This is a genomic window from Staphylococcus agnetis (assembly GCF_011466855.1).
Taxonomy (GTDB): Bacteria; Bacillota; Bacilli; order Staphylococcales; family Staphylococcaceae; genus Staphylococcus; species Staphylococcus agnetis.
The window spans coordinates 1555011-1577588 of record NZ_CP045927.1; the positions used below are offsets into that span (position 1 = coordinate 1555011).

General features: G+C 35.3%; 22 protein-coding genes. 8 read left to right on the forward strand and 14 right to left on the reverse strand.

Features of this window, described 5'->3' with window-relative positions; genetic code table 11:
- Window positions 1-108: 108 nt before the first annotated feature.
- On the forward strand, window positions 109-1653 hold the full coding sequence (gene putP, locus GJE18_RS07935) for a sodium/proline symporter PutP (RefSeq protein WP_060551442.1): 1545 nt from the start codon (window positions 109-111) through the stop codon (window positions 1651-1653).
- 144 nt (window positions 1654-1797) lie between these two features.
- Here putP and GJE18_RS07940 read toward each other — a convergent pair whose 3' ends face one another.
- From GJE18_RS07940 to GJE18_RS07985, 10 genes are all read right to left on the reverse strand, one after another.
- Window positions 1798-2994, reverse strand: a complete 1197-nt coding sequence (locus GJE18_RS07940) for a CamS family sex pheromone protein (RefSeq protein WP_060551443.1) — start codon at window positions 2992-2994, stop codon at window positions 1798-1800.
- Window positions 2995-3011: 17 nt separating this feature from the next.
- Window positions 3012-5009 (reverse strand): NAD-dependent DNA ligase LigA, encoded by a 1998-nt coding sequence (gene ligA / locus GJE18_RS07945; RefSeq protein ID WP_060551444.1) that lies wholly within the window; start codon window positions 5007-5009, stop codon window positions 3012-3014.
- 5 nt (window positions 5010-5014) lie between these two features.
- A complete protein-coding gene (gene pcrA / locus GJE18_RS07950) occupies window positions 5015-7204 on the reverse strand; it encodes a DNA helicase PcrA (protein ID WP_107368436.1) in 2190 nt (729 codons plus the stop codon).
- Window positions 7204-7893 (reverse strand): heptaprenylglyceryl phosphate synthase, encoded by a 690-nt coding sequence (gene pcrB, locus GJE18_RS07955; protein ID WP_060551446.1) that lies wholly within the window; start codon window positions 7891-7893, stop codon window positions 7204-7206. Before pcrB ends, pcrA begins: the two co-directional genes overlap by 1 nt.
- Window positions 7894-8053: 160 nt before the next feature.
- Complete coding sequence (locus GJE18_RS07960; protein ID WP_037566960.1) at window positions 8054-8356, reverse strand: YerC/YecD family TrpR-related protein; 303 nt, start codon at window positions 8354-8356, stop codon at window positions 8054-8056.
- 70 nt (window positions 8357-8426) lie between these two features.
- A complete protein-coding gene (gene purB / locus GJE18_RS07965) occupies window positions 8427-9722 on the reverse strand; it encodes an adenylosuccinate lyase (RefSeq protein ID WP_060551447.1) in 1296 nt (431 codons plus the stop codon).
- 264 nt (window positions 9723-9986) lie between these two features.
- Window positions 9987-10163: an NETI motif-containing protein gene (locus GJE18_RS07970; RefSeq protein ID WP_103345114.1), complete on the reverse strand. Its 177-nt coding sequence runs from the start codon at window positions 10161-10163 to the stop codon at window positions 9987-9989.
- Window positions 10153-10722, reverse strand: a complete 570-nt coding sequence (locus GJE18_RS07975) for a DUF2179 domain-containing protein (protein WP_037566962.1) — start codon at window positions 10720-10722, stop codon at window positions 10153-10155. The genes GJE18_RS07970 and GJE18_RS07975 overlap by 11 nt, the downstream gene beginning before the upstream one ends.
- 66 nt (window positions 10723-10788) lie before the next feature.
- Window positions 10789-11610 (reverse strand): ammonia-dependent NAD(+) synthetase, encoded by an 822-nt coding sequence (gene nadE / locus GJE18_RS07980; RefSeq protein ID WP_060552495.1) that lies wholly within the window; start codon window positions 11608-11610, stop codon window positions 10789-10791.
- Window positions 11603-13078, reverse strand: a complete 1476-nt coding sequence (locus GJE18_RS07985) for a nicotinate phosphoribosyltransferase (RefSeq protein WP_107368438.1) — start codon at window positions 13076-13078, stop codon at window positions 11603-11605. The genes nadE and GJE18_RS07985 overlap by 8 nt, the downstream gene beginning before the upstream one ends.
- 157 nt (window positions 13079-13235) lie before the next feature.
- On the opposite strand from GJE18_RS07985, the gene GJE18_RS07990 reads away from it, so the two are divergent.
- Together GJE18_RS07990 and GJE18_RS07995 are read left to right on the forward strand one after the other, a co-directional pair.
- A complete protein-coding gene (locus tag GJE18_RS07990) occupies window positions 13236-14306 on the forward strand; it encodes a nitric oxide synthase oxygenase (protein WP_060551449.1) in 1071 nt (356 codons plus the stop codon).
- 44 nt (window positions 14307-14350) lie between these two features.
- On the forward strand, window positions 14351-15145 hold the full coding sequence (locus tag GJE18_RS07995) for a prephenate dehydratase (RefSeq protein ID WP_107368439.1): 795 nt from the start codon (window positions 14351-14353) through the stop codon (window positions 15143-15145).
- A gap of 84 nt (window positions 15146-15229) precedes the next feature.
- Here the strand turns inward: GJE18_RS07995 and GJE18_RS08000 are convergent, their stop codons facing one another.
- Window positions 15230-16339: a glycosyl hydrolase family 28-related protein gene (locus tag GJE18_RS08000; protein ID WP_107368440.1), complete on the reverse strand. Its 1110-nt coding sequence runs from the start codon at window positions 16337-16339 to the stop codon at window positions 15230-15232.
- A gap of 82 nt (window positions 16340-16421) precedes the next feature.
- On the opposite strand from GJE18_RS08000, the gene GJE18_RS08005 reads away from it, so the two are divergent.
- The 4 genes from GJE18_RS08005 to GJE18_RS08020 all read left to right on the forward strand — a co-directional run bounded on the left by GJE18_RS08005 (window position 16422) and on the right by GJE18_RS08020 (window position 19714).
- Window positions 16422-16973 carry a cysteine hydrolase family protein gene (locus GJE18_RS08005; protein ID WP_037566971.1) on the forward strand — a complete coding sequence of 184 codons (552 nt, stop codon included), beginning with the start codon at window positions 16422-16424 and terminating at the stop codon, window positions 16971-16973.
- Window positions 16974-17035: 62 nt separating this feature from the next.
- Window positions 17036-17959 (forward strand): manganese-dependent inorganic pyrophosphatase, encoded by a 924-nt coding sequence (locus tag GJE18_RS08010; protein ID WP_107368441.1) that lies wholly within the window; start codon window positions 17036-17038, stop codon window positions 17957-17959.
- Window positions 17960-17964: 5 nt separating this feature from the next.
- A complete protein-coding gene (locus tag GJE18_RS08015; protein ID WP_275087387.1) occupies window positions 17965-18261 on the forward strand; it encodes a GNAT family N-acetyltransferase in 297 nt (98 codons plus the stop codon).
- A gap of 64 nt (window positions 18262-18325) precedes the next feature.
- Window positions 18326-19714, forward strand: coding sequence for an aldehyde dehydrogenase (locus tag GJE18_RS08020; protein ID WP_240928898.1), 1389 nt, complete (start codon window positions 18326-18328; stop codon window positions 19712-19714).
- 109 nt (window positions 19715-19823) lie between these two features.
- Here GJE18_RS08020 and pglS read toward each other — a convergent pair whose 3' ends face one another.
- The 3 genes from pglS to GJE18_RS08035 all read right to left on the reverse strand — a co-directional run bounded on the left by pglS (window position 19824) and on the right by GJE18_RS08035 (window position 21811).
- The gene (gene pglS, locus GJE18_RS08025; protein WP_060551454.1) at window positions 19824-20873 is read right to left on the reverse strand and encodes a 6-phosphogluconolactonase; all 1050 of its coding nucleotides are present in this window, start codon (window positions 20871-20873) and stop codon (window positions 19824-19826) included.
- Window positions 20874-20939: 66 nt separating this feature from the next.
- The gene (locus GJE18_RS08030) at window positions 20940-21515 is read right to left on the reverse strand and encodes a hypothetical protein (RefSeq protein WP_107368442.1); all 576 of its coding nucleotides are present in this window, start codon (window positions 21513-21515) and stop codon (window positions 20940-20942) included.
- 122 nt (window positions 21516-21637) lie between these two features.
- Window positions 21638-21811 (reverse strand): hypothetical protein, encoded by a 174-nt coding sequence (locus GJE18_RS08035; protein WP_086375163.1) that lies wholly within the window; start codon window positions 21809-21811, stop codon window positions 21638-21640.
- A 172-nt stretch (window positions 21812-21983) separates the two neighbouring features.
- Between GJE18_RS08035 and GJE18_RS08040 the strand changes: the two genes are divergently transcribed.
- On the forward strand, window positions 21984-22364 hold the full coding sequence (locus GJE18_RS08040) for a hypothetical protein (RefSeq protein WP_037566976.1): 381 nt from the start codon (window positions 21984-21986) through the stop codon (window positions 22362-22364).
- Window positions 22365-22578: the final 214 nt, after the last annotated feature.

A 22578-nucleotide genomic window follows, 5' to 3' on the forward strand; every position in this document is an offset into this window, starting at 1 on the left:
TTTATGTCCTATTTTTAGTTCGAATTGTTAACTTTTTGTATGAAATTACACTTTTATTCTAGCGATAATTCTGTATAATTAGTTTATGTAACAAAAAGGGGGATATATATGTTAATTTTTGGGTCAACTTTATCAAGTCAAGTCAACCCTGACTGGCAAACGTATATTATGATTGCACTCTATTTTATTATCTTGCTTGGTATTGGTTATTATGGCTATAAACAAGCTACGAGTAACTTAAGTGAATACATGTTAGGCGGTCGTAATATCGGGCCTTGGGTTACTGCACTTTCAGCTGGTGCATCTGACATGAGTGGTTGGATGATTATGGGGTTACCAGGTGAAGTGTATTCTACAGGTCTATCAGCTGCTTGGTTAGCCATCGGGTTAACGTTAGGTGCTTGGATCAACTATTTACTTGTAGCACCGCGATTACGCTTACATACTGAAATCGCTGGTGACGCTATAACACTTCCAGATTTTTTCAAAAATCGTTTAGACGATAAGTCTAATTTAATTAAAATTATTTCTGGAGGTATTATCGTAGTTTTCTTCACATTATATACACATGCAGGTTTTGTGTCGGGAGGAAAATTATTTGATAGTGCTTTTGGATTAGATTATCGTTTTGGATTATTATTAGTTGCGGTTATCGTTATTGCTTATACATTTTTTGGTGGTTACCTTGCCGTGTCGATTACAGACTTTTTCCAAGGTGTCATCATGCTCATCGCAATGATAATGGTCCCTATCGTTGTCATGCTTAAACTTAATGGATTAGATACGTTTCATTCAGTCGCAGAATTAAAACCTACCAACTTAGATTTATTTAGAGGTACGACTGTCATTGGTATCATTTCATTCTTCGCTTGGGGATTAGGGTATTTTGGACAACCACATATTTTAGTGCGTTTTATGTCTATTCGTTCAATTAAACTCTTCCCATTCACTAGAAGAATTGGTATTTCATGGATGGCTGTTGGATTAATTGGCGCAGTATTAGTAGGTCTTCTAGGTATTGCATTTATTCCTGCTCAAGGAGTAGAAATTAAGGATCCTGAAACATTATTTATTTTAATGGGACAAGTACTGTTTCATCCTTTAGTTGGTGGCTTTTTATTAGCGGCCATTTTAGCTGCCATTATGAGTACGATTTCGTCACAATTACTCGTTACATCAAGCTCACTAACAGAGGACTTTTATAAGTTAATCCGTGGTGATAAAGCAAATACAAAAAAACATGAAAAAGAATTTGTATTAGTGGGTCGTCTTTCAGTTATTTTAGTTGCCATTATCGCAATTGCGATTGCTTGGTCACCAAATGATACGATATTAAACTTAGTTGGTAATGCTTGGGCAGGATTTGGTGCTGCATTTGGACCTCTTGTTATTTTATCTTTATATTGGAAATCATTAACAAGAACTGGTGCTATTAGTGGTATGATTGCCGGTGCAGTCACTGTTATATTGTGGATAGTTTTTGCGTTACCTTTGGGTAAAACATATGAAATTTTTTCACTTTATGAAATTGTTCCTGGCTTTATTATGAGTTTACTCGTTACAATTGTAGTTTCAAAATTTACGAAAAAACCTGACGCATTCGTTATTGATGATATGAACGAAGTTAAACGTAGACTAGAATTGAATGAATAAGTTCAATCCTCTGCGTACAATCACTTAAACATAAAATAGCCTTCAAAATTCGTTTTAAAGAATTTTGAAGGCTATTTTCATTTGCATTGACTTGACGTAACTAATGCCTACACGTCAAACTATAACTATGACACATATGCCGTTTTATTGATTGTAGATGTGCACTTTAGGACTATTGTCATCTTTGGATTTTGTGATAAGTGCGCGTGGTTCATTACCATCTTTAATGTGAATTTCATACGTATCTACACTTCCGAAGTCTTTTTCAGCAAGTTGCGTCACGTACTGCGTAATACCTATTAATTCAGCTCTTCCATAATAATCGATTGGCAAATCAACAGATAAAGATTGCACTTTTTTATCTTTAAACTTTGCTTTTCCTACCGCTTGTGTAAAGTTCGTAAAGTAAGATTGAAGATTATTATTAAAATCACGGAAATTGGCATTGAGTTGCTCATTCAAATCTGCAGCTTCACCTGAAGGCATCAATACGGTTTGTTCCTTCACTTTATTCCATTCTTTTAATTCAGCACCATTCTCATCTGATGTCGCATAACTTACAAACGATCCCGGAACGATTTGATCTTTACCCGATTGCATATATATCGCAAAAGTAATTGGAACGTCTTTTAACTGATCGTTTTCACGTAGTCGAGATAACATTTCTTCAGCGATTTCTCGACCTTGTTTTTCAACTTTCTTCTTATCTAAATCAACACTAAATGTCTCACCGTATTTTTCTTTTTGATAATAATAAACTTGATTCATCGCAAGACCAATCGTAAGTCCTTTAACTTTCTTACCACTCGTGTCGCCATTGTCATAGAAATTTTGTTCTAAAATATGTGATAACACTTGTGGTGATTGTTTAGCTATTTTTTCTTCATCTTTTTCACCATGAACAGAAGGATTGAGTCCGAGATTTTCACTTGCTTGCTTCTCTTCTTTTTCCTTATCGCTCATTTTATTTAATTCATCTTTAGTCAATTTAGGCTTTAAATAAGCTTGAATTGTCTTTTTATCTAAAAACTGTCCATCTTGATATAAATAGTCATCTGTAGGATAAATTTCTTTACTGATTTCTAATAAACCTGATTCAAAATCTTCACCATTAAAATGATTAGACATTTTTTCTTGTGTTAAACCACGCGCTTGACTCTCTTTAAATGGTAAAATTGTCCGATAATTATCACCTTGAACGTTTTTATCAGTCGCAATGTGTTTAACATTATTTTCTTTTTTAGAAGATGAATCATTTGAAGATTGGTTTTCAGATTGATTTGGACCACACGCGACTAATACCAATGATAAACCAACGATGATAAAAGACCTTTTTTTCATAGGCACAATCTCCCTTTTTAATTGATTTCATTTTGCTTATCAATAAAGTCTTGTTCATTCCAAATTGGTGTCCCTAATGTCTCTGCTTTCGTTAACTTAGAGCCAGCATCTTTACCTGCAATAACAAGGTCTGTTGATTTTGTTACACTACTTGTCACCTTGGCACCATGATTTTTCAACCATTGTGATGCCTCAGTTCTTGTCATTTGCTCTAATTTACCAGTCAATACAACAGTTTTATTTTTAAAATCAGGATGGCCATCAATTTGTGATGATTTTTGACCAGTGTAAGTCATGTTTACATGATGTTGTGACATTTTTTGAATTAACTTTTGAATATCCTCATTGCTCATATAAGTTACAAAGGATTGTGCTAACTTTTCACCTACGTCATATATTTCCACAAGTTCCGCTTCTGTGACTTGCATTAAACGTTCCATCGTATCATACTTTTCTGCAAGCACTTGACTGGCTTTGACACCTAAGTGACGAATACCTAGGCCAAATAATAGATGTTCTAATGATTGTGATTTAGATTTTTCAATCGCCTTAATAAGGTTATCTGCTTTCTTTTCACCCATACGTTCAAGAGGTAATAGATCGTTCTTTTCAAGATAAAATATATCTGCCACGTCTTTGATTAAATGATGATGATAAAGTTGTTCTATGATTTTAGTGCCTAAACCATCAATATTCATCGCTTGTCTCGATACAAAATGTTTTAATCCTTCTATCAATTGCGCTTGGCATTTTGGGTTGATACACCTTAATGCAACTTCACCTTCAATGCGTACAAGTTCATGACCACAACTCGGGCAATGTGTTGGCATGCGATAAGGCTGAGCGTCATCTGACCGACGATCTAAAATGACTTTAACCACTTCAGGTATGATATCACCGGCTTTTTTCACAACAACATGATCACCTATTCGTATATCTCTTTCATGAATTAGGTCTTCATTATGTAATGAGGCTCTAGAAACAGTCGTCCCCGCTACATGAACTGGAGTTAAAATTGCAGTAGGTGTCACCACACCAGTACGACCAATACTTAACTCAATGTCTTCTAAAGTAGTGACAACTTCTTCAGCAGGAAACTTATATGCAATGGCCCATCTCGGTGATTTTTGGGTAAAACCCATCTCCTCTTGATGCTCAATGGCGTTCACTTTGATAACAATACCATCGATATCATAACTTAATGTATCACGTTCTGAGGTCCACTTGTCAATATACGCCAGTACATCGTCTATGGTTTTGACATTCATCCGTTCAGGATTTGTTTTGAATCCTAGTTGATCCAATTCAGCTAATGCTTCACTTTGTGATGTGGCATCTAACTCTGTGAAATCATTTATACTGTATAGAAAAATATCAAGTTTACGTGCTGCGGCTAATTTTGAATCTAGTTGACGTAGCGAACCCGCAGCCGCATTGCGGGGGTTAGCAAACGGTTGTTCACCCTTTTTCTCTTTTTCATCGTTAAGCCTCAAAAACGATTGACGAGGCATATAGGCCTCTCCACGTACTTCAAAAGAAATCGGTTCTTTTAATGTGAGTGGGATTGCGTGAATCGTTTTTAAATTTTCTGTTATATCTTCACCTGTCGTTCCATCTCCACGCGTTAATCCTTGGACAAAACGACCGTCAACATATTTCAATGACACAGCTAAACCGTCTATTTTCAATTCACACATGTATTCGACTTCCCCTACAGCATCTCTTACACGTTGATCAAAACGACGTAAATCTGTCTCATTAAATGCATTAGATAAACTTAGCATCGGCGTGTCATGTCGAACTTTTTCAAACGTCGATTGTGCTTCTCCACCCACACGTACCGTTGGTGAATCTGCAGCTTTAAGTTCAGGGTGTTGTGATTCAATTTCTATTAATTCATGCAACAATTTATCATATTCACTGTCTGGAACACTTGGGTTATCTAATACGTGATATTCATAATTGTATTGATGTAACCGTTCATGCAATACACGCACGCGCGCCTTCAAATCCATAAATCTTAGTCCTCCTTTTTCTCAATTGGAGCAAATTGTGCTAATAAACGTTTAGGCCCTTGCGATTTAAAGATAATATCTAACTCAACCGAACCATTTTTAACGTTCACATTAGACACCATACCCTCTCCCCAACTTTTATGCGTCACTTTATCTCCAACGTTCCAATCAGATGTCGTTGATGCCTGCTTATTCACTACTGTTCGTTGGCTAAATCCTCTCTTAGGTGACGTCCGTTTTTGTGCTACATGAGAAGATTGTTTACGTTCTGGTATCGCTAATAAATCATCTGGTATCTCATTTAGGAAACGTGAACGTGGATTTGATTGAGAACGTCCGAACAATGTACGTGATGTCGCATGCGTCAGATACAATTCTTCTTCCGCACGTGTAATGGCTACATAACTAATACGGCGCTCTTCCTCCATTTCATGATCATCATCGCTTTTAATTGCACGGACATGTGGGAAAATGCTTTCCTCCATCCCTATGATAAACACTACAGGATACTCTAAACCTTTCGCAGAGTGCATAGTCATTAATTTCACACCGTCTTCTAAATTGGCTTCATCAACATCAGCTACAAGAGATAAATCTGTTAAGAAGTTAATCAAAGATTGTTCTTCTAAAGGCGTATTTTTTTCATAATCTTTCGGAACAGACATAAATTCGTCTATATTTTCTAAACGGCTGCGTGCTTCTAACGTTTGTTCGCGTTCTAACATCTCACGATAACCTGACTTAATGAGCACTTCCTCTACGATGTCACTTATTTCTAAAAACTCTTGTTCTCGCATGAGATGATTGATCAATTGATAAAATTCAGATGCAGCTTGTGTTACTTTTTTAGATAATCCTATAAAGTCAACTTCAGCTAAAGCTTCAAACATACTAATATTGTTCGATGAGGCATACGCTGCGATTTTGTCCACAGATGATGGCCCTATTCCTCTTTTAGGAACATTGATAACACGGCGTAAACTGATATCATCTGCACTATTCGCAATTAAACGCAAATAGCTTAATACATCCTTAATCTCTTTGCGCTCATAGAATTTCTGTCCTCCAACCATGACATAAGGTAGATTAGATTTTAAAAACGTTTCTTCAAGAACACGAGATTGCGCATTTGTGCGATAGAGCACTGCAATATCTTTTAATTGTCGTCCTTTTTTCTGTTGTTTGAAGATTTCACGCACCACATATTCGGACTCATCACGTTCGCTAAATGCTTCATAATAGTTTATTTTTTCACCGTTCGCATTCGCTGTCCATAAGCCTTTTGGTTTACGCTCTGTATTGTTTCTAATAACCTCATTCGCAGCATTTAAAATGGTTTTCGTTGAACGATAATTTTGTTCTAGAAATATCGTTTTCGCTTTTGGATAATCTTCCTCAAACGATAGAATATTTTGAATATCTGCACCACGCCAACCATAAATGGATTGGTCTGAATCCCCTACAACACATAAGTTTTTAAACTTTTGTGCCATTAAATTAACAAGCGTGTACTGTGCCTTATTCGTATCTTGATACTCATCAACATGTATGTATTGAAATTTGTTTTGATAGTAATCTAATACATCTGGTACGCGCTCAAATAATTTAATTGTCGTCATAATTAAATCGTCAAAGTCTAATGCTTGGTTTCGAATCAGCTGTTTTTGATACCCTTCGTATACTTTAGCAACCATTTGTGTATAAAAATCGTTCGCCGATTCTAATGCATCTTGAGGTGTTTTCAATTCATTTTTCAAATTGCTAATGGCCCCAATAAACATGCGTGGTTCATAGCGTTTAGGGTCTATATTTTCACGTTTCAACACATCTTTAATCACTGATTTTTGGTCTGTCGGATCAATAATTGTGAAATTGCGCTCTATACCAATCCGATCTGCGTCACGACGTAAAATGCGTACACACATTGAGTGAAACGTAGACATCCAAATGACTTCAGCTTCTTCACCTACTAATTTTTGAACACGCTCTTTCATTTCTTTCGCTGCTTTATTCGTAAATGTAATCGCTAAAATGTTATAAGGAGATATGCCTTTTTCATCAAGTAAGTACGCAATGCGATGTGTCAAAACGCGCGTTTTACCAGATCCAGCACCTGCCATAATTAAAAGCGGCCCTTCCGTTGTGCGTACCGCTTCACTTTGTTCAGTATTCATATGTTTTACAAGTGGATTCATTATGTTCTCTCCTTTATTTTAGTCGTTTGTATCGCTTTCTTGATATTCTCATATACTAAATTCCCAACAATTATGGTATCGGCAATGGACGCAAATGATTGTGCACTTTCATAACTATCAATGCCCCCACCATAGAATAATTGAGTGGTATTTAAGTGTGATTTTGCAGCTTGAATATCTTCTAAGCTTCCTTTAGTGCCACTATATTCTAAATATAATATCGGTAATCGGTACATGTCATTTGCCATTTGTGCATAAGCTTCAATATCCTCAGTGACTAATGTAGTATTCGCTTTCGTATGTCGCGCTACTTTACTTTCAGCATTCAGTACGACATATCCCTCGAAAATAATATCTTCAAAATGAATCATATGCCCATACATTTTGAGAGCTTCTAACAACAATCCATTATGATAAGTCACATCAGTACTATTCATAACTGTTGGGACAAAATAGAAATCAAATCCAGGTACAACACTTTCAATGTTTGAGATTTCCAAAGCTAATGGTAGTGGATAACGTCGCACACGACTCATTAAATGTAATACGTTATCTTCTGTAACATTATCAGTGCCGCCAATCATGATGGCATCAGTTTGAGACATACATACTTTTTCAAGATCCGCATCAGAAATGGGTTTTGCTGGATCTAATTTAAAGATATGGTGCCATTGTTTTATATCATACATAACCGAATACTCCTTTAAATATCATAGATAATATTATAGCATTTTTAAGACTGATATTCTAAGTAACACCTTGGGATTTATAGGAAAAATTACATAAAAAAAGCAAGTGATAAACTGCACGTTAAACGTTCACTTTATCACTTACTTTTTTACTTTATTTTTAATGCTTCGTCTCAATATCCATTCGTTCTAAAATCATTGTATATGCATCATTTCCCCACTGAAGTGAGCGTTTCACTCGAGAAATCGTCGCAGTAGATGCGCCAGATTCAGCTTCTATTGTTGCATAAGTGTAACCTTGTTTAATCATCTTCGCGACTTGTAGGCGCTGTGATAACGATTGGAGCTCATTTACTGTACATAAATCATCAAAAAATTGATAACATTCCTCGCGTGTTTCTAGTGTCAAAATTGCATCAAATAATTCATCTAATGCTTGTCCACGTAACTTTTCAATTTGCATGGTATACAACCCCTATTTTTTATATGTTTAAGGATATTTTAACGAATTAATACATTAAAGTGTAGTATTTTTATGCTAAACCTACTCTTTTAAATATTGTATCAACTTGATTCAAGTGATGTCTAGGGTCAAAACAAGCATTCAGTTCATCTTCTGATAATTTTTCTGTAATTTTAGCGTCCCCTTCAACAAGTGTTCTAAATGGGGTCTTTGTTGCCCAAGATTCCATTGCTTTAGGTTGTACTGTATCATAAGCCTCTTCACGTACCATACCTTTATCAATTAACGCTAATAACACACGTTGTGAATAAATGAGACCAAACGTTTTATTCATGTTTTCTGTCATGTTCTCTTCATAAACTGTTAAACGATCAACAATGTTAGTAAAGCGATTCAACGCGTAATCAAGTGCAATTGTCACATCTGGTAACATAATTCGTTCTGCTGATGAATGTGAAATATCTCGTTCATGCCAAAGTGCCACATTTTCATACGCTGTTGTAATGTAACCACGAATCACTCGCGCTATACCAGTAATGTTCTCTGAACCAATAGGATTACGTTTATGAGGCATTGCAGATGATCCTTTTTGACCTTTCGCAAATGCTTCTTCAACTTCACGTGTTTCTGTTTTTTGTAAGTTTCTAATTTCAACTGCAAATTTTTCAAGCGAAGTAGCAATAAGACTTAACGTCGCAATGTAGTATGCATGACGATCACGTTGTAACGTTTGAGTAGAAATCGGTGCTGTCCCAATACCTAAATGCTTACATACATAGGCTTCAATTTCAGGCGGGATATTAGCGAATGTTCCTACCGCTCCACTCATTTTTCCAACTTCAATTTCTTCTCGTACGCGTTTGAAACGTTCAAGATTGCGCTGCATTTCTGCATACCATAACGCCATCTTTAAGCCAAATGTAGTTGGTTCAGCATGCACGCCATGCGTACGTCCCATCATTAATGTATACTTATATGCTTTCGCTTTGTTTGCTAGGACTTCTATAAATCGTTCCAAGTCTTTTTCGATAATGTCATTTGCTTGCTTAACTTGGTAACTTAGTGCAGTATCGACTACATCTGTTGAAGTGAGCCCGTAATGCACCCATTTACGCTCTTCACCAAGTGTTTCAGAAACTTGACGAGTAAAGGCAACGACATCGTGGCGTGTCTCTAATTCGATTTCTTGAGCACGCGCAACATCGACTTTCGCATGTTCACGAATTTTTTTTACGTCTTCTTTAGGTATATCTCCTAACTCACTCCAAGCTTCACAAGCTAAAATTTCAACTTCTAACCATGCCTCATAGCGGTTTTGATCTGTCCAAATGTTTGACATTTCTTTTCTTGAATAGCGTTCAATCATTATAAAATCTCCTAACTTGTTTTTTCGTATGCTTACACTTCTAACATAAAATTGTATTCAGTCACATTATAGCAAACGGACATCATATGTACATTATCTATATAAACAGATATAACGTTCGGAATCAATCCATTTATTTATATTTATCCTAAAATATTTTTCGTAAAAACTACTAAAAACGAACATTAACGGATTATCAAACAAAAACATACGCATTTAAAAAGAGACGTCAACGCTAGCGTTTGAATCGTCTCTTAATTAATGTTAATGACTCATTTTCTTCCCAGTAAAAATAATTTCCTGTTTTAAAACGTCAATGCTGCCATCTTTATTCTCTTTGAAGACTGGTTTTTCATAACGTTTAATTGGCATATAACCAGCCTCTTTCATGCGCAATAAACACGCTTCTATCGTTTCGCCGTCTTCTACTTTAAATTTCATCTGTGTCATACGCCTTCACTTTCTTACTTCGAACACCTTTAACCCAGAATCCACCATGTATATTACGTGGCTCATAAGCAATGATAAACGCTTTCGGATCCAATGCTTTAATTGTATCCATTAATTTGAGCTCATAGCGCTTCGGCGTTAAAATTTGCATGACAAGGCGATCACCATCTCGACCATGAGCTGCAAAGTGTGTGACTCCATAGCCTAAATCTCTAAGTTGTCTTGGGATGTCCAATTCATAATCTGCCGTAGTAACATTTACAACAGAATAGCCTAATGCTAATTTTTCTTCAATTTTCATACCTACAATAATACCTACTGAAAAACCTAATGCGTATGCGATGACGTTTTGAAATTGATCTAGTCCTGACATTACCATACCTAAACCAATAACATAAACTAAAACTTCAACAAAACTTAAAGCCGCTGCATAATATCTATACCCTTTCAGTGTTAATATTAGGCGCATCGTTAGCGCAGTTACATAGGCAACATTAATTAGAAATATTGCCAAAATGAGTAGTAAAGGGTTATCATTTATCGCACTCATAACTTACCTCACTTCTTGAAATTTAGCTCATTGTATCAGGATTTATTTCAAATGTCATTAAAATTTTTATTTTGGCCATGTATATCGTGTATATGCTAATTCACGTTTGTGCGCATTACGTACATATAAATCTTCAATTCTTGTGGCCGCTTGTTGTGACACTGCTTTCCCCTCTAAATAGTCATCAATTTCCTGATACGTGACACCTAAAGCCGTTTCATCTGGTAATTGTGGTTTGTCATCTTCTAAATCTGCAGTTGGTGTTTTTTCATAAAGATGAGCAGGTGCATTTAAGTGTTGTAACAATTGTCGCCCTTGACGTTTGTTTAGTCCGAATATAGGTGCAATGTCAGCAGCACCGTCTCCATATTTCGTGAAAAATCCTGTAACATTTTCTGCAGAATGGTCAGTCCCAACAACGATACCACCTGTATGCGACGCAATTGAGAATTGAACTTTCATTCTTTCTCTTGCTTTCTCATTACCTTTTTGAAAATCTGTTAACGTGATACCTGCTTGTTTTAAAGACGCAACACTTTGGTCTACGGCAGGTTTAATATTCACTGTAATCGTTTTATCAGGTTGGATAAATTTGAGTGCGTCATCTACTTCATCTGCGTCTCGTTGAACGCCATAAGGTAGTTTTACAGCAATAAATTCATACGTTTTACTACTATTTTCATTGAGTTCATTTACCGCAAGCTGCGTTAATTTACCAACTAATGTAGAGTCTTGACCTCCTGAAATGCCTAATACAAGCGTGCGAATAAAAGAATGAGACGTCACATATGCTTTAATGAAATGTTTTATCTCTTCGATAGTCTTAACGACATCTATTTCAGGTTGTACTTTCATTTCATTCACAATAATCGTTTGCATTTTACTCATGTTCATGTTCTTCCTCCATTTCTTTCACATGTTCAGCTACTTCGAAAATGCGACGCTGTTTATTTTCCCAACATGCGGTACTTAAATCAACTGGATATTCTTCAGGATTGAGATAGCGTTTATTTTCATCCCATAGTAGCTCTAAATTCTGTTGTAAAAAAGTTTTAGCATCATTTTCACTTGGTAAGACATAGACACATTTTCCGTTTATAAAAATATCGTGATGTAAGTCAATCGCTTTAAACTTTTTAATATATTTCATTTTGTAAGTATGAATAGGATGGAACATTTTAAGTTTCGTTGTTTCATTAGGATTTTCATGATCCAATGTAATATAATCGCCTTCTGATTTATTTGTTTTCGTATTAATAATGCGATATACACGTTTTTTTCCTGGTGTTGTTACTTTTTCAGCATTGTTTGAGAGTTTTATACGGTCTACAAGTTGGCCATTGTCATCTTCGACAGCGACCATTTTATATACAGCACCTAATGCAGGTTGTTGATATGCTGTGATTAATTTCGTACCTACACCCCAGCTGTCAACAGTAGCTCCTTGTGCTTTTAAACTAGAAATTGTTTCTTCATCTAAATCGTTAGACGCGATAATTTTGGCATCAGGAAAACCTGCTTCATCTAACATTTTACGCGCTTCTTTTGATAAGTATGCAATATCTCCAGAGTCAAGGCGTATTCCTATGAAATTAATTTGATCGCCTAATTCTTTTGCGACACGGATTGCGTTGGGTACCCCTGATTTTAACGTGTGAAATGTGTCTACTAAAAACACACAATTTTTATGACGTTCTGCATATTTTTTGAAAGCAATGTACTCATCTCCATACGTTTGAACAAATGCATGAGCGTGTGTGCCGGAGACAGGTATATTAAATAATTTACCTGCTCTCACATTACTCGTAGCATCAAAACCACCAATAATCGCTGCTCTTGCCCCCCATACAGCCGCATCAAGTTCATGAGCACGTCGTGTACCAAATTCCATTAACGTATCATTTGGAGCCACTTGCTTAATTCTGCTTGCTTTAGTTGTAACTAACGTTTGGAAATTAATAATATTTAATAAAGCTGTTTCAATCAGTTGAGCTTGGATAAGTGGTGCTTCAATACGCATTAAGGGTTCGTTCCCAAAACATAGTTCTCCCTCTTGCATAGAACGAATATGCCCTGTAAATTTAAGTTCTTTTAAATAATTTAAAAAATCCGCTTCATACCCTATATCTTTTAAATAAGCTAAATCCGTATCAGAAAAATGGAGGTGATTGATAAAATCTATCACTCTTCTCAAACCATTAAAAACAGCATAGCCACTTTCGAAAGGCATTTTTCTAAAATAAAGATCAAAAATAGCTGTACGTTCATGAATACCGTCATTCCAATAAGATTCAGCCATATTAATTTGGTATAAGTCGTTGTGTAACATTAAACTATCATCTTGATATTGGTACATATAATTTCTCCTCGTCCTTTTAGTCATATCTATGATATAACACTTTTAGACTATGTTTGCCATCTTTTAATAAGAACATCGACAAAAATATGACAATTAATACAATTTTTCTAAAGATTTTTCATTTATCGATTATAATGAACGGTGAGGTGGTACGATGTTAAAAGAGGCAATATCATTTATAACGCAATATTATGAGGAAACGAATCAACCTCATTACAAAAAGTTAGAGCGCATTAAAGAGGTTGAACATGACATTAATACAACGGGCTTTTATCACCATACATCAGAAGAATTAATTTATGGCGCGCGTCTCGCATGGCGCAATTCAAATCGTTGTATCGGTCGCTTGTTTTGGGAAAGTTTAAAAGTTCAAGATGCAAGACATATTAAAGACGAACCAGCATTTTTAAATGCTATCACTACTCACATCGAAAAAGCTACGAATCATGGTAAGATCGTACCATATATTACAATTTTCGCCCCCTCATTTGAGGATTCACCGAAAATTTTTAATCATCAGTTGATTCGATATGCCGGTTATGAAAATAAAGGGGATCCCGCTGAAAAGAATATCACACAACTCGCCGAACATTTAGGTTGGCGTGGCACTCACAGTGACTTTGATATCTTACCACTTATATATCAACTTCCTGACCAACCAATCAAATATTTTGACTACCCAAAATCACTTATTTTGGAAGTGCCCATTCGACATCATGCATACCCTAAAATAGAACAGTTAAATTTAAAATGGTATGCCGTGCCAATTATATCCAGTATGGACTTGAAAATTGGCGGTATCACATACCCAACAGCGCCTTTTAACGGTTGGTATATGGTTAATGAGATTGCCGTTCGAAACTTTATTGACCCTTATCGATACAACTTAATGCAACCTTTAGCAGACGCAATGGATTTTGATACGTTAAGAAACAGTAGCTTCAATAAAGATCGTGTATTAGTTGAAATAAATGATGCTGTCTACCAATCTTTTAAAGATAATGGTGTCTCTATGGTAGACCATTTAACAGCGTCCAAGCAGTTTGAAAAATTTGAAGCGATAGAAAGCGCTAAAGGTCGTACAGTGACAGGAAAATGGTCGTGGCTTGCACCACCATTATCGCCTACTTTAACGCCTAATTACCATCATGGATACGATAATACAATGCGTGAAACAAACTTTTATTATAAAAAAAAGGACCCGAGTGGGTGCCCTTTTCATTAGATTTGTGTAAAATAAGGACAAACATTCACGAGTGAGGTGAGGTTATGTCCTTATTTTATTTAGGACCCAAAGGCACTTTTTCATATTTAGCTGCCTTAAAATATGAGAAAGACCTTAATCAATTAATCCCAAAAGAAAATCTTTATGAAGTCATTCAAGCTGTACAAGCAAATCCTCAATCAAAAGCAATTGTCCCTATTGAAAATGCAATAGAAGGTACGATTAACGTGGTCGCGGATAACCTAGTTGAACATGATTTAACAATCATTAAAGAAATTCATTTAGATATAGAGTTTTCGTTATACGCCCAATCAACTACAAGTTTAGAGGATATTACTCGAGTGTATTCTATTGGACCAGCCATTAGCCAAACCCAAAAATTCATTCACGAACGACAGTTAGACTACGCGTATGCACAAAGTACGGTAGACGCATTAAAATATATTAATGCCACTACAGCTGCAATTGCCCCCAAAGGAAGTGGTGAGGCTTATAGTTACGTCCCGCTCATCGAAAATATTGAAGATTTCCCACATAATATGACACGTTTTTTAGTATTAACTCGTGAGGCTACTGTACCGAATAAAGGTCATCAATGCATGCTCATCATTACGCCAAGTTATGACAAACCTGGTTTGTTAGCAAGTATTTTAAACACTTTTGCTTTATTTAATGTGAACCTAAGTTGGATTGAATCTAGACCATTAAAAACGCAACTAGGCATGTATCGCTTTTTTGTTCAATGCGTCTACCCTAGTGATGAGGATATGCATAAAATCACAACCATTTTAGAAACGCTCGATTTTGAAATCCGTCATTTAGGTCGTTTCGATGCATAATGCCATACATAGTTGATATAGAAAACCTCCAAATTTAAATCCCCCTTCAATATGTTGAAAGGGGATTTATATATATTCTCTCATTTAGTTTAGATGCTCTTGATAAAGGTTTTCTACGTCTTTTTGATTAATATCAGGGAGATTTTCATTGTTGTGGATATAAATATCTGTAGAACCTGTTAATTGGATCGGATTATTTTCTCCTGAAAAAGTATTTTGCAAAATATCTATATTCTGATGAGGCGCATCTTTATGACTGCGTATGTGCAACGTATCTAGCATTTTTGTGTTTTGAATATCATTGTGAATAAATATTAAATCTTTGCCCCCCTCTTTACCTTCTATGCGTCCATCAAACGACACCATATGCTTCCCTTTGTAAACGCCTAAATAGCGTAATACGCCAGCACAGTTGATAAACGAATTATAAGCAATAAATAAATTTTTAGCTTTTAAAGGGGTGAGTGCATACGATTGAGTACCTTCAAATACATTATGTTGAATGACGATGTTCTCATAATAATGAAAAAGTCTGCTAGCATGTGAGCCAATTGCGCGATTCCACGGTCCCATGTTACCCTCACCAGAATTGCCAAAATAACAATTTTCTATTACTACATTTTTAGTAATTGTACCGTCATTGACACCAAATTTTGGAAAAGCACCCTCAATGAACAAATCAAGTTGAATGGCTTCTGAAAACCAACGATCCCCTGCATAATCAGCAAAACCTAAAAATGCACAATCATGTATGTGTACCCCATCTAAGCCACAAGCATCAATACCATGACCACCAACAATATTTTTAAAAGTAACATGAGATACTTCTATTTCACGTGCATGCCCTAAACACATGGCGGTATTGTTATAGGGACATTCCGTTCCATTCATATCAAAAGTACCGCCTTCAATTTTAATATAGCCATTCCCTTCATAACGATAATATTTTTTACGACTTGATCCATTTTTCAATAATGCATCACGCCCTTTACGTAATAGCACCGCTTCATCATCAAGTTTTAGGGTTGTATTTTGATATATTTTTAAAGCTTTCGCAATATGATATTCACCTTTAGGTATATAGACCGTACCACCCCCATTTCTAGCCACTACATTTAATGCACGTTGAATGCCATAAGTGTCAAACCATTTATTTTTTGTTTTAGCGCCAAAATTTTTAACATTTTTTAACATTGGTCTAGTATCCTTCCATATTTAGGTTATACTATAATCATCTCTGATTTATAGATAGTATACCCAATTTTAGGAGGACATTATGTCAAAAAGAGCTTTAATCGTAGTTGACTATTCTAATGACTTCATCGCAGACAATGGAAAATTGACTTGTGGGGGCGCTGGTCAAGCCATCGAGGGGTACATTGTAGATCGCATTCAACATTATCATGATAAAAAAGAAAATATCTTTTTTATGATGGATTTACATTTTGAAAATGATCCTACCCACCCAGAGTCTAAAAGTTTTCCTCCACATAATATTATCGGTACTGAAGGACGAAAATTATACGGACAAGTCGGTTCAGTATTTCAAACAATTGAACATGAAGAACATGTATTTTTTATTGATAAAAGGCGCTATGATTCTTTCTTTGGCACACCTTTAGATACATTACTTAGAGAAAGAAAAATCGACACTTTGGAGATAGTAGGTGTTTGTACAGATATTTGTGTGTTACACACAGCATCTACTGCTTATAATTTAAATTATCAATTAGTCATTCCTAAAGATGGCGTAGCATCATTCAATGAATTAGGACATGAATGGGCACTTGCTCATTTTAAAAATACTTTAGGCGCAACGGTGGAATAACATACGTGTGCCATGCTAAAATATGTAATAAATCAATAGTAAAGATATAAGGAGTTTATCAAATGACAACATATATTTTCGGACATCAAAATCCAGATACAGATGCCATCACATCAGCGATTATTATGGCAGACTTTGAACAACTTCACGGCAACAAAGACGCTAAAGCATATCGCTTAGGAAATGTTGCTCCTGAAACACAATATGCATTAGATTATTTTAATGTTGAAGCACCAGAACTTTTGACAGAAGATTTAACTGACCAAGAAGTGATTTTAGTTGATCATAATGAATTTCAACAAAGTGCTGAAACGATTAATAAAGCAAAAGTTAAACACGTTATCGATCATCACCGTATTGCGAACTTCGAAACAGCTGGACCACTCTATTACCGTGCAGAACCAGTAGGCTGTACAGCTACAATTCTTTACAAAATGTACAATGAACGTGGTTATGACATCAAACCTGAAATCGCAGGATTAATGATTTCTGCAATTGTCTCAGATAGTCTTTTATTTAAATCTCCAACTTGTACAGAACAAGATGTGAATGCAGCACGTGCGCTTGCAAGCATCGCTAATGTAGATGTTGATCAATATGGTCTTGATATGCTTAAAGCAGGTGCTTCTACAAAAGATAGCACAGAAGAGCAATTACTTAACAAAGATGCGAAATCATTTGATATGGGTGAACGTACAGTACGTATCGCACAAGTCAACACTGTAGATATTGATGAAGTTATCGCACGTCAAGAAGCTTTAGAAAATGCAATGAATAAAGAAATCGCAGATCATAACTACACATCATTTATTTTAGTAGTCACTGACATCTTAAATAGTAATTCAAAAATCTTAGTGACTGGCGCAGATACAGATAAAATTGCTAGTGCTTTTAACACAACACTAGACAACAATACTGCATTTTTACCTGGCGTAGTGTCACGTAAGAAACAAATCGTTCCTCAAGTTACCGACGCATTATCATAAAAATTATCGAAGGTGATATGATGTCAATTCAAGTCAATGAAGGTAATCATAAATTTTATATCGGAGACGACGCGCAAGCACCCGATGCAGAAATTACCTATACATTTGTAGATGCTCACACAATAGATGTGAACCATACATTTGTTGATCCGAGTTTAAGAGGACATGGTGTCGCAAAACAATTATTTAATGCTGTCATTAAAAAGGCACAAGAAGAAGACTTAAAAATTATTCCTTCTTGTTCTTATGTGCATGCTCAATTTGAACGAGATGCATCACTTGCGCATTTAAAAAAATCATAACGCTAACGGTTGAGACATAAATGTATTTGCAATGTCTCAACCTTTTTTATCATTTATAGGAGGGATAGATTTGAATTATCAAATGCTTTTCGACGCATCTCAAACATACTTTAAATCTCAAGCCACAAAGCCTCTCGCATTTAGAAAACAAAAACTAAAATCCTTAAAAAAAAATATTAAGTCCCATGAAAAAGCGTTATATCAAGCGTTAAAAGATGATTTAGGAAAGCACGCAGTAGAAGCTTTCGCAACCGAAATTGGCTATACGTTAAATTCCATTAATCATTATCGTAAAAATCTCAAAAAATGGGCGCGTAAACGTGCCATTGAAACACCGTTTTACTTATTTCCAGCAAAAAGCTTTTTAATGAAAGAGCCTCTAGGCACCGTTTTAATTATTGGACCGTTTAATTATCCTTTTCAACTTGTAATGGAACCTCTAATTGGCGCAGTCGCTGCTGGGAATACGGTTATGGTTAAACCTTCAGAATTAACCCCTAATGTTTCTAGAGTGATTCAATCCATCATAGAAGCAACTTTTGAAGAAACGCATGTCACAGTTGTACAAGGCGGTAAAGACACACTTCAATCATTATTAACATTACCTTTTGACCATATCTTCTTTACAGGGAGTACAAAAGTAGGTCAAATCGTTTATGAAGCTGCCAGCAAGCATCTGACACCCGTTACTTTAGAATTGGGAGGTAAATCTCCAACGATTGTCGATAAAACAGCAAATTTAAAAGTAGCTAGTGAACGCATTTGTTTTGGTAAATTTATGAATTTGGGGCAAACGTGTGTAGCTCCAGATTATGTCCTCATAGATGAAACCGTTAAAGATGAATTTATCGATGCAATGCGTACCACGTTAAAAGAATTTTATGGAAAACATCCTGAAAAAAGCCAAGATTTGGGACGCATAGTGAATCATAACCACTTTGAACGTCTTTCTTCTTTGTTAACCGAACATGAAAATAATATTGTCATTGGTGGAACTAAAGATGTCGCTTCTAGATTTATAGAACCAACAGTATTAGACAATATTCATCCTTCAGATAAAATTATGCAAAATGAAATATTCGGCCCTATACTCCCTATCGTCACTTATCAGTCATTTAATGAGGCATTAGCATGGTTACAAACCTTACCTAAACCGTTGGCGCTATATGTTTTTACAGAAGATGAAAATACATCAAATTTAGTTTTAGACACACTCTCTTTTGGTAGCGGGGCTGTCAACGATACGCTTTTACAATTAGCTAATCCAAAATTACCATTTGGTGGTGTGGGCGCATCAGGTATGGGACGCTATCATGGAAAATATACATTTGATACATTTACACACGAAAAGCCTTACATTTTTAAAACTACAAAACTCGAAACAGGTATTTTATTTCCTCCATACAAAGGAAAATTTAATATGATTAAACAATTTTTCAACAAAAATAAATAAAGTTAATACTACAAAGCCTTCAAAACGCATGTTGTTATGCATTTTGAAGGCTAATTGAATTTCATAATATAGATTGCATTAATGAAACAAATGATTTTGAACTAAGTACTTATCCATCTATAGTGACAAATTTCACACAAACCCCTTCTGGGGCAGATGATGTGTCATCACACTTAGTCAAAATGCCGGTCTCTTCATTACGTTCAAACACAACTACGTTACTTTCATCCTCTTGATGAGCTACGACAACATGTTGACCTGATGGTGAAAGGTTAAAATCTCTAGGGAAACTGCCTCCTGTTGAAACGAAATCAACTAAACGCAACTGTGCACCATCTTGTAAAATTTCGAATATGGCAATGCTATCATGCCCACGATTACTAATATACATAAACCGTTGATCATCTGAAATATGAATCGCTGCCAGTTTCGTTGGTTGTAAATAGGCATCTGGAATCGTCAAATGACGCTCAATTTCTTTAAATTGTCCATCTTGATACGACATGACCACAACAGTATTTGATAATTCGTTTACGACATAACCATACGCACCAGTTTTATGGTATGCAATGTGCCTTGGACCATCGCCCGGAAGCATTTGAGTACGGTGCGCAACTTCTAATCCTTTTTGACCGTAATGATATGCAACAATTAAATCTGCACCTAAATCGACAGCGACAGCATATTTATGTTCAGGCGTGACTTCTAAATAGTGCACATGTGATTGGTCCTGACGTTCTACATTTGGCCCTTTAGGATATTCGTGGTACACTTCTTCGATTAAACGCAATATTTTTTGAGAAGATTTATCAAATTCATATATGCGTGCAATACCATCTCCATATACCGCTTCAAAAATATATTGACCATCGGGTGAGAATGACACATAACAACCTGACCCTTTAAGTGAATCTAAACATTCACTTACTTTTTCCAACTTTCCGTCATCTTTAATATTAAATGTGGCTATCCCACTATGCGTATCATTTTTTGTAATCGCCACTAAAGTGTTCTCATATATATCAAAGTAAGTAGATGCATTAATTTCATACGCTGTTTCAAGTTTAGAGATGTGATTGGTCTGCTCATCTAATTCAAAAAAGTATAATCCTTTACCATTTTTTTTAGTATAAGAGCCAATATAACCTTTTGATACCATATGATTTCCTCCTAAAATATATTTAATCCTTAACTATAGTTTATCAAAAAGCTGGTTACTGGGATATCATGAAGATAAAATATGTATTTCACCTCTATTTACAAACCAAGATTCTCCAGTCGGCGTTACACCTTTCATACCTTCAAAATATTTCTCACCTAACACGTTCAAAAGATAGTTAGAACACAAATTACTTAAGCAATATAATCGAGATGCATCAAAATGTTCATTTCGATATAAACGTTTTAACATTCGTGAAAAACCTAACGCATTTGAAAACACGAACCATAAATCTGGCTCATGCTCAACAAAAGCGCGCTCAAATTTCTTCATATTTTTACTATGATCATTCCATATGACAATTTTAACGACATAAGGATAAGCCCCTTGTTGCTCCAAATAGTCTTCCAATTGCGCTTTAAACTGCTCTGCACTCTCTATTAAAGTAGGATCTTGGCTGACACCAATCGCAATATTACGCGCATAAATATGTTTGTCAAAGATACGCTCAATGATTTTTTGTGGCATAGGTTTTGTTAAATGTTGATTTCTAAGTTGAAGGTCTATCTGTTTTACTTGAATAGATGTTTGTTGATTTAATTTATATGAAACGAGTACATTTTGACTTTGATACAAAATCATCACCTTACCCTTTATTTAAAAATTATTCAACAAAACTTATATAATGTAGATAGATAGTTATGCATTTGAACAAATTTCAATTGGAAACAAAAAAACGAACACAAAATTGTGTTCGTTTTAGATTACGATTGATTTGATTCAATATCAGCAATAATTTGTTTTGTTTTGTTTTCAATATCTTCAAAGTCTTTTTTAAATACAAATGCTAATACAGCAACACCTAGACCTACAAGTACAGTCATTACAAGCATTAAAGCAAAGAATACTTTAAAGATACCAGCAATAAATTTACACATAAATGTTTCACCTCAAAATCCCAATGTTTAGTCTATCTATGTATGATTATAACATACTCAATATGTCACAAGAAACTTATACCCCTTTCTACTACGATTACTTCTTATTATTCATATCGCAATAAAAATATGTTACATTTAATACAATAACAGTAAGAAAGAGGTAACGCCAATGCCTTATATATCATTTCTTAATTCTTGGAAAAATCATGATCTTGAACGTGTATCAGACATGATTGACGATACGGTTTCTGCGTATTACATCAATGATTTCGGAGATCCAATTGCCTTAAATAAATCACGTCTCATTCATTTGTTAGCCACACGTATGGCAGCTGTAGAAGCTGATTCTCAATTACAGTGGAATTTTGAAATGATTCATCGTGCCCATATTCACGGCAACCAAATGATTATGTTTTATACTTACACGAATGAAAATCAAGATTACAAGAAACAAACTAAAACGTTAGTCACATTAACATTCGGTGATAGCTCTAGTAAACATAACAAAATAAAAACCGTTTACATTACTCCTAATGTAACAGATGTTTAATAAAAAAAGATTGTTACCCCACTTGAAACGGTTGCTTCAAGTTTGTAACAATCTTTTTCATTTTAACTTACAAAGTTGCGATATAACCATCGTTTAGTGCGTAAGTATGCTTCAAGCCACATTACAATCACTCCTTAAATGAGCTATTCAATAATTATAATTGTAGATAATGTTATTATATGAGTGTTAATATACAAATTCCATTAAAGAAGTA

Coding starts and splice junctions, on each gene's coding strand:
- putP (WP_060551442.1), top strand. CDS start 109: ATGTTAATTTTTGGGTCAACTTTATCAAGTCAAGTCAACCCTGACTGG.
- GJE18_RS07940 (WP_060551443.1), bottom strand. CDS start 2,994: ATGAAAAAAAGGTCTTTTATCATCGTTGGTTTATCATTGGTATTAGTC.
- ligA (WP_060551444.1), bottom strand. CDS start 5,009: ATGGATTTGAAGGCGCGCGTGCGTGTATTGCATGAACGGTTACATCAA.
- pcrA (WP_107368436.1), bottom strand. CDS start 7,204: ATGAATCCACTTGTAAAACATATGAATACTGAACAAAGTGAAGCGGTA.
- pcrB (WP_060551446.1), bottom strand. CDS start 7,893: ATGTATGATATAAAACAATGGCACCATATCTTTAAATTAGATCCAGCA.
- GJE18_RS07960 (WP_037566960.1), bottom strand. CDS start 8,356: ATGCAAATTGAAAAGTTACGTGGACAAGCATTAGATGAATTATTTGAT.
- purB (WP_060551447.1), bottom strand. CDS start 9,722: ATGATTGAACGCTATTCAAGAAAAGAAATGTCAAACATTTGGACAGAT.
- GJE18_RS07970 (WP_103345114.1), bottom strand. CDS start 10,163: ATGAAATTTAAAGTAGAAGACGGCGAAACGATAGAAGCGTGTTTATTG.
- GJE18_RS07975 (WP_037566962.1), bottom strand. CDS start 10,722: ATGAGTGCGATAAATGATAACCCTTTACTACTCATTTTGGCAATATTT.
- nadE (WP_060552495.1), bottom strand. CDS start 11,610: ATGAGTAAAATGCAAACGATTATTGTGAATGAAATGAAAGTACAACCT.
- GJE18_RS07985 (WP_107368438.1), bottom strand. CDS start 13,078: ATGTACCAATATCAAGATGATAGTTTAATGTTACACAACGACTTATAC.
- GJE18_RS07990 (WP_060551449.1), top strand. CDS start 13,236: ATGTTAAAAGAGGCAATATCATTTATAACGCAATATTATGAGGAAACG.
- GJE18_RS07995 (WP_107368439.1), top strand. CDS start 14,351: ATGTCCTTATTTTATTTAGGACCCAAAGGCACTTTTTCATATTTAGCT.
- GJE18_RS08000 (WP_107368440.1), bottom strand. CDS start 16,339: ATGTTAAAAAATGTTAAAAATTTTGGCGCTAAAACAAAAAATAAATGG.
- GJE18_RS08005 (WP_037566971.1), top strand. CDS start 16,422: ATGTCAAAAAGAGCTTTAATCGTAGTTGACTATTCTAATGACTTCATC.
- GJE18_RS08010 (WP_107368441.1), top strand. CDS start 17,036: ATGACAACATATATTTTCGGACATCAAAATCCAGATACAGATGCCATC.
- pglS (WP_060551454.1), bottom strand. CDS start 20,873: ATGGTATCAAAAGGTTATATTGGCTCTTATACTAAAAAAAATGGTAAA.
- GJE18_RS08030 (WP_107368442.1), bottom strand. CDS start 21,515: ATGATTTTGTATCAAAGTCAAAATGTACTCGTTTCATATAAATTAAAT.
- GJE18_RS08035 (WP_086375163.1), bottom strand. CDS start 21,811: ATGTGTAAATTTATTGCTGGTATCTTTAAAGTATTCTTTGCTTTAATG.
- GJE18_RS08040 (WP_037566976.1), top strand. CDS start 21,984: ATGCCTTATATATCATTTCTTAATTCTTGGAAAAATCATGATCTTGAA.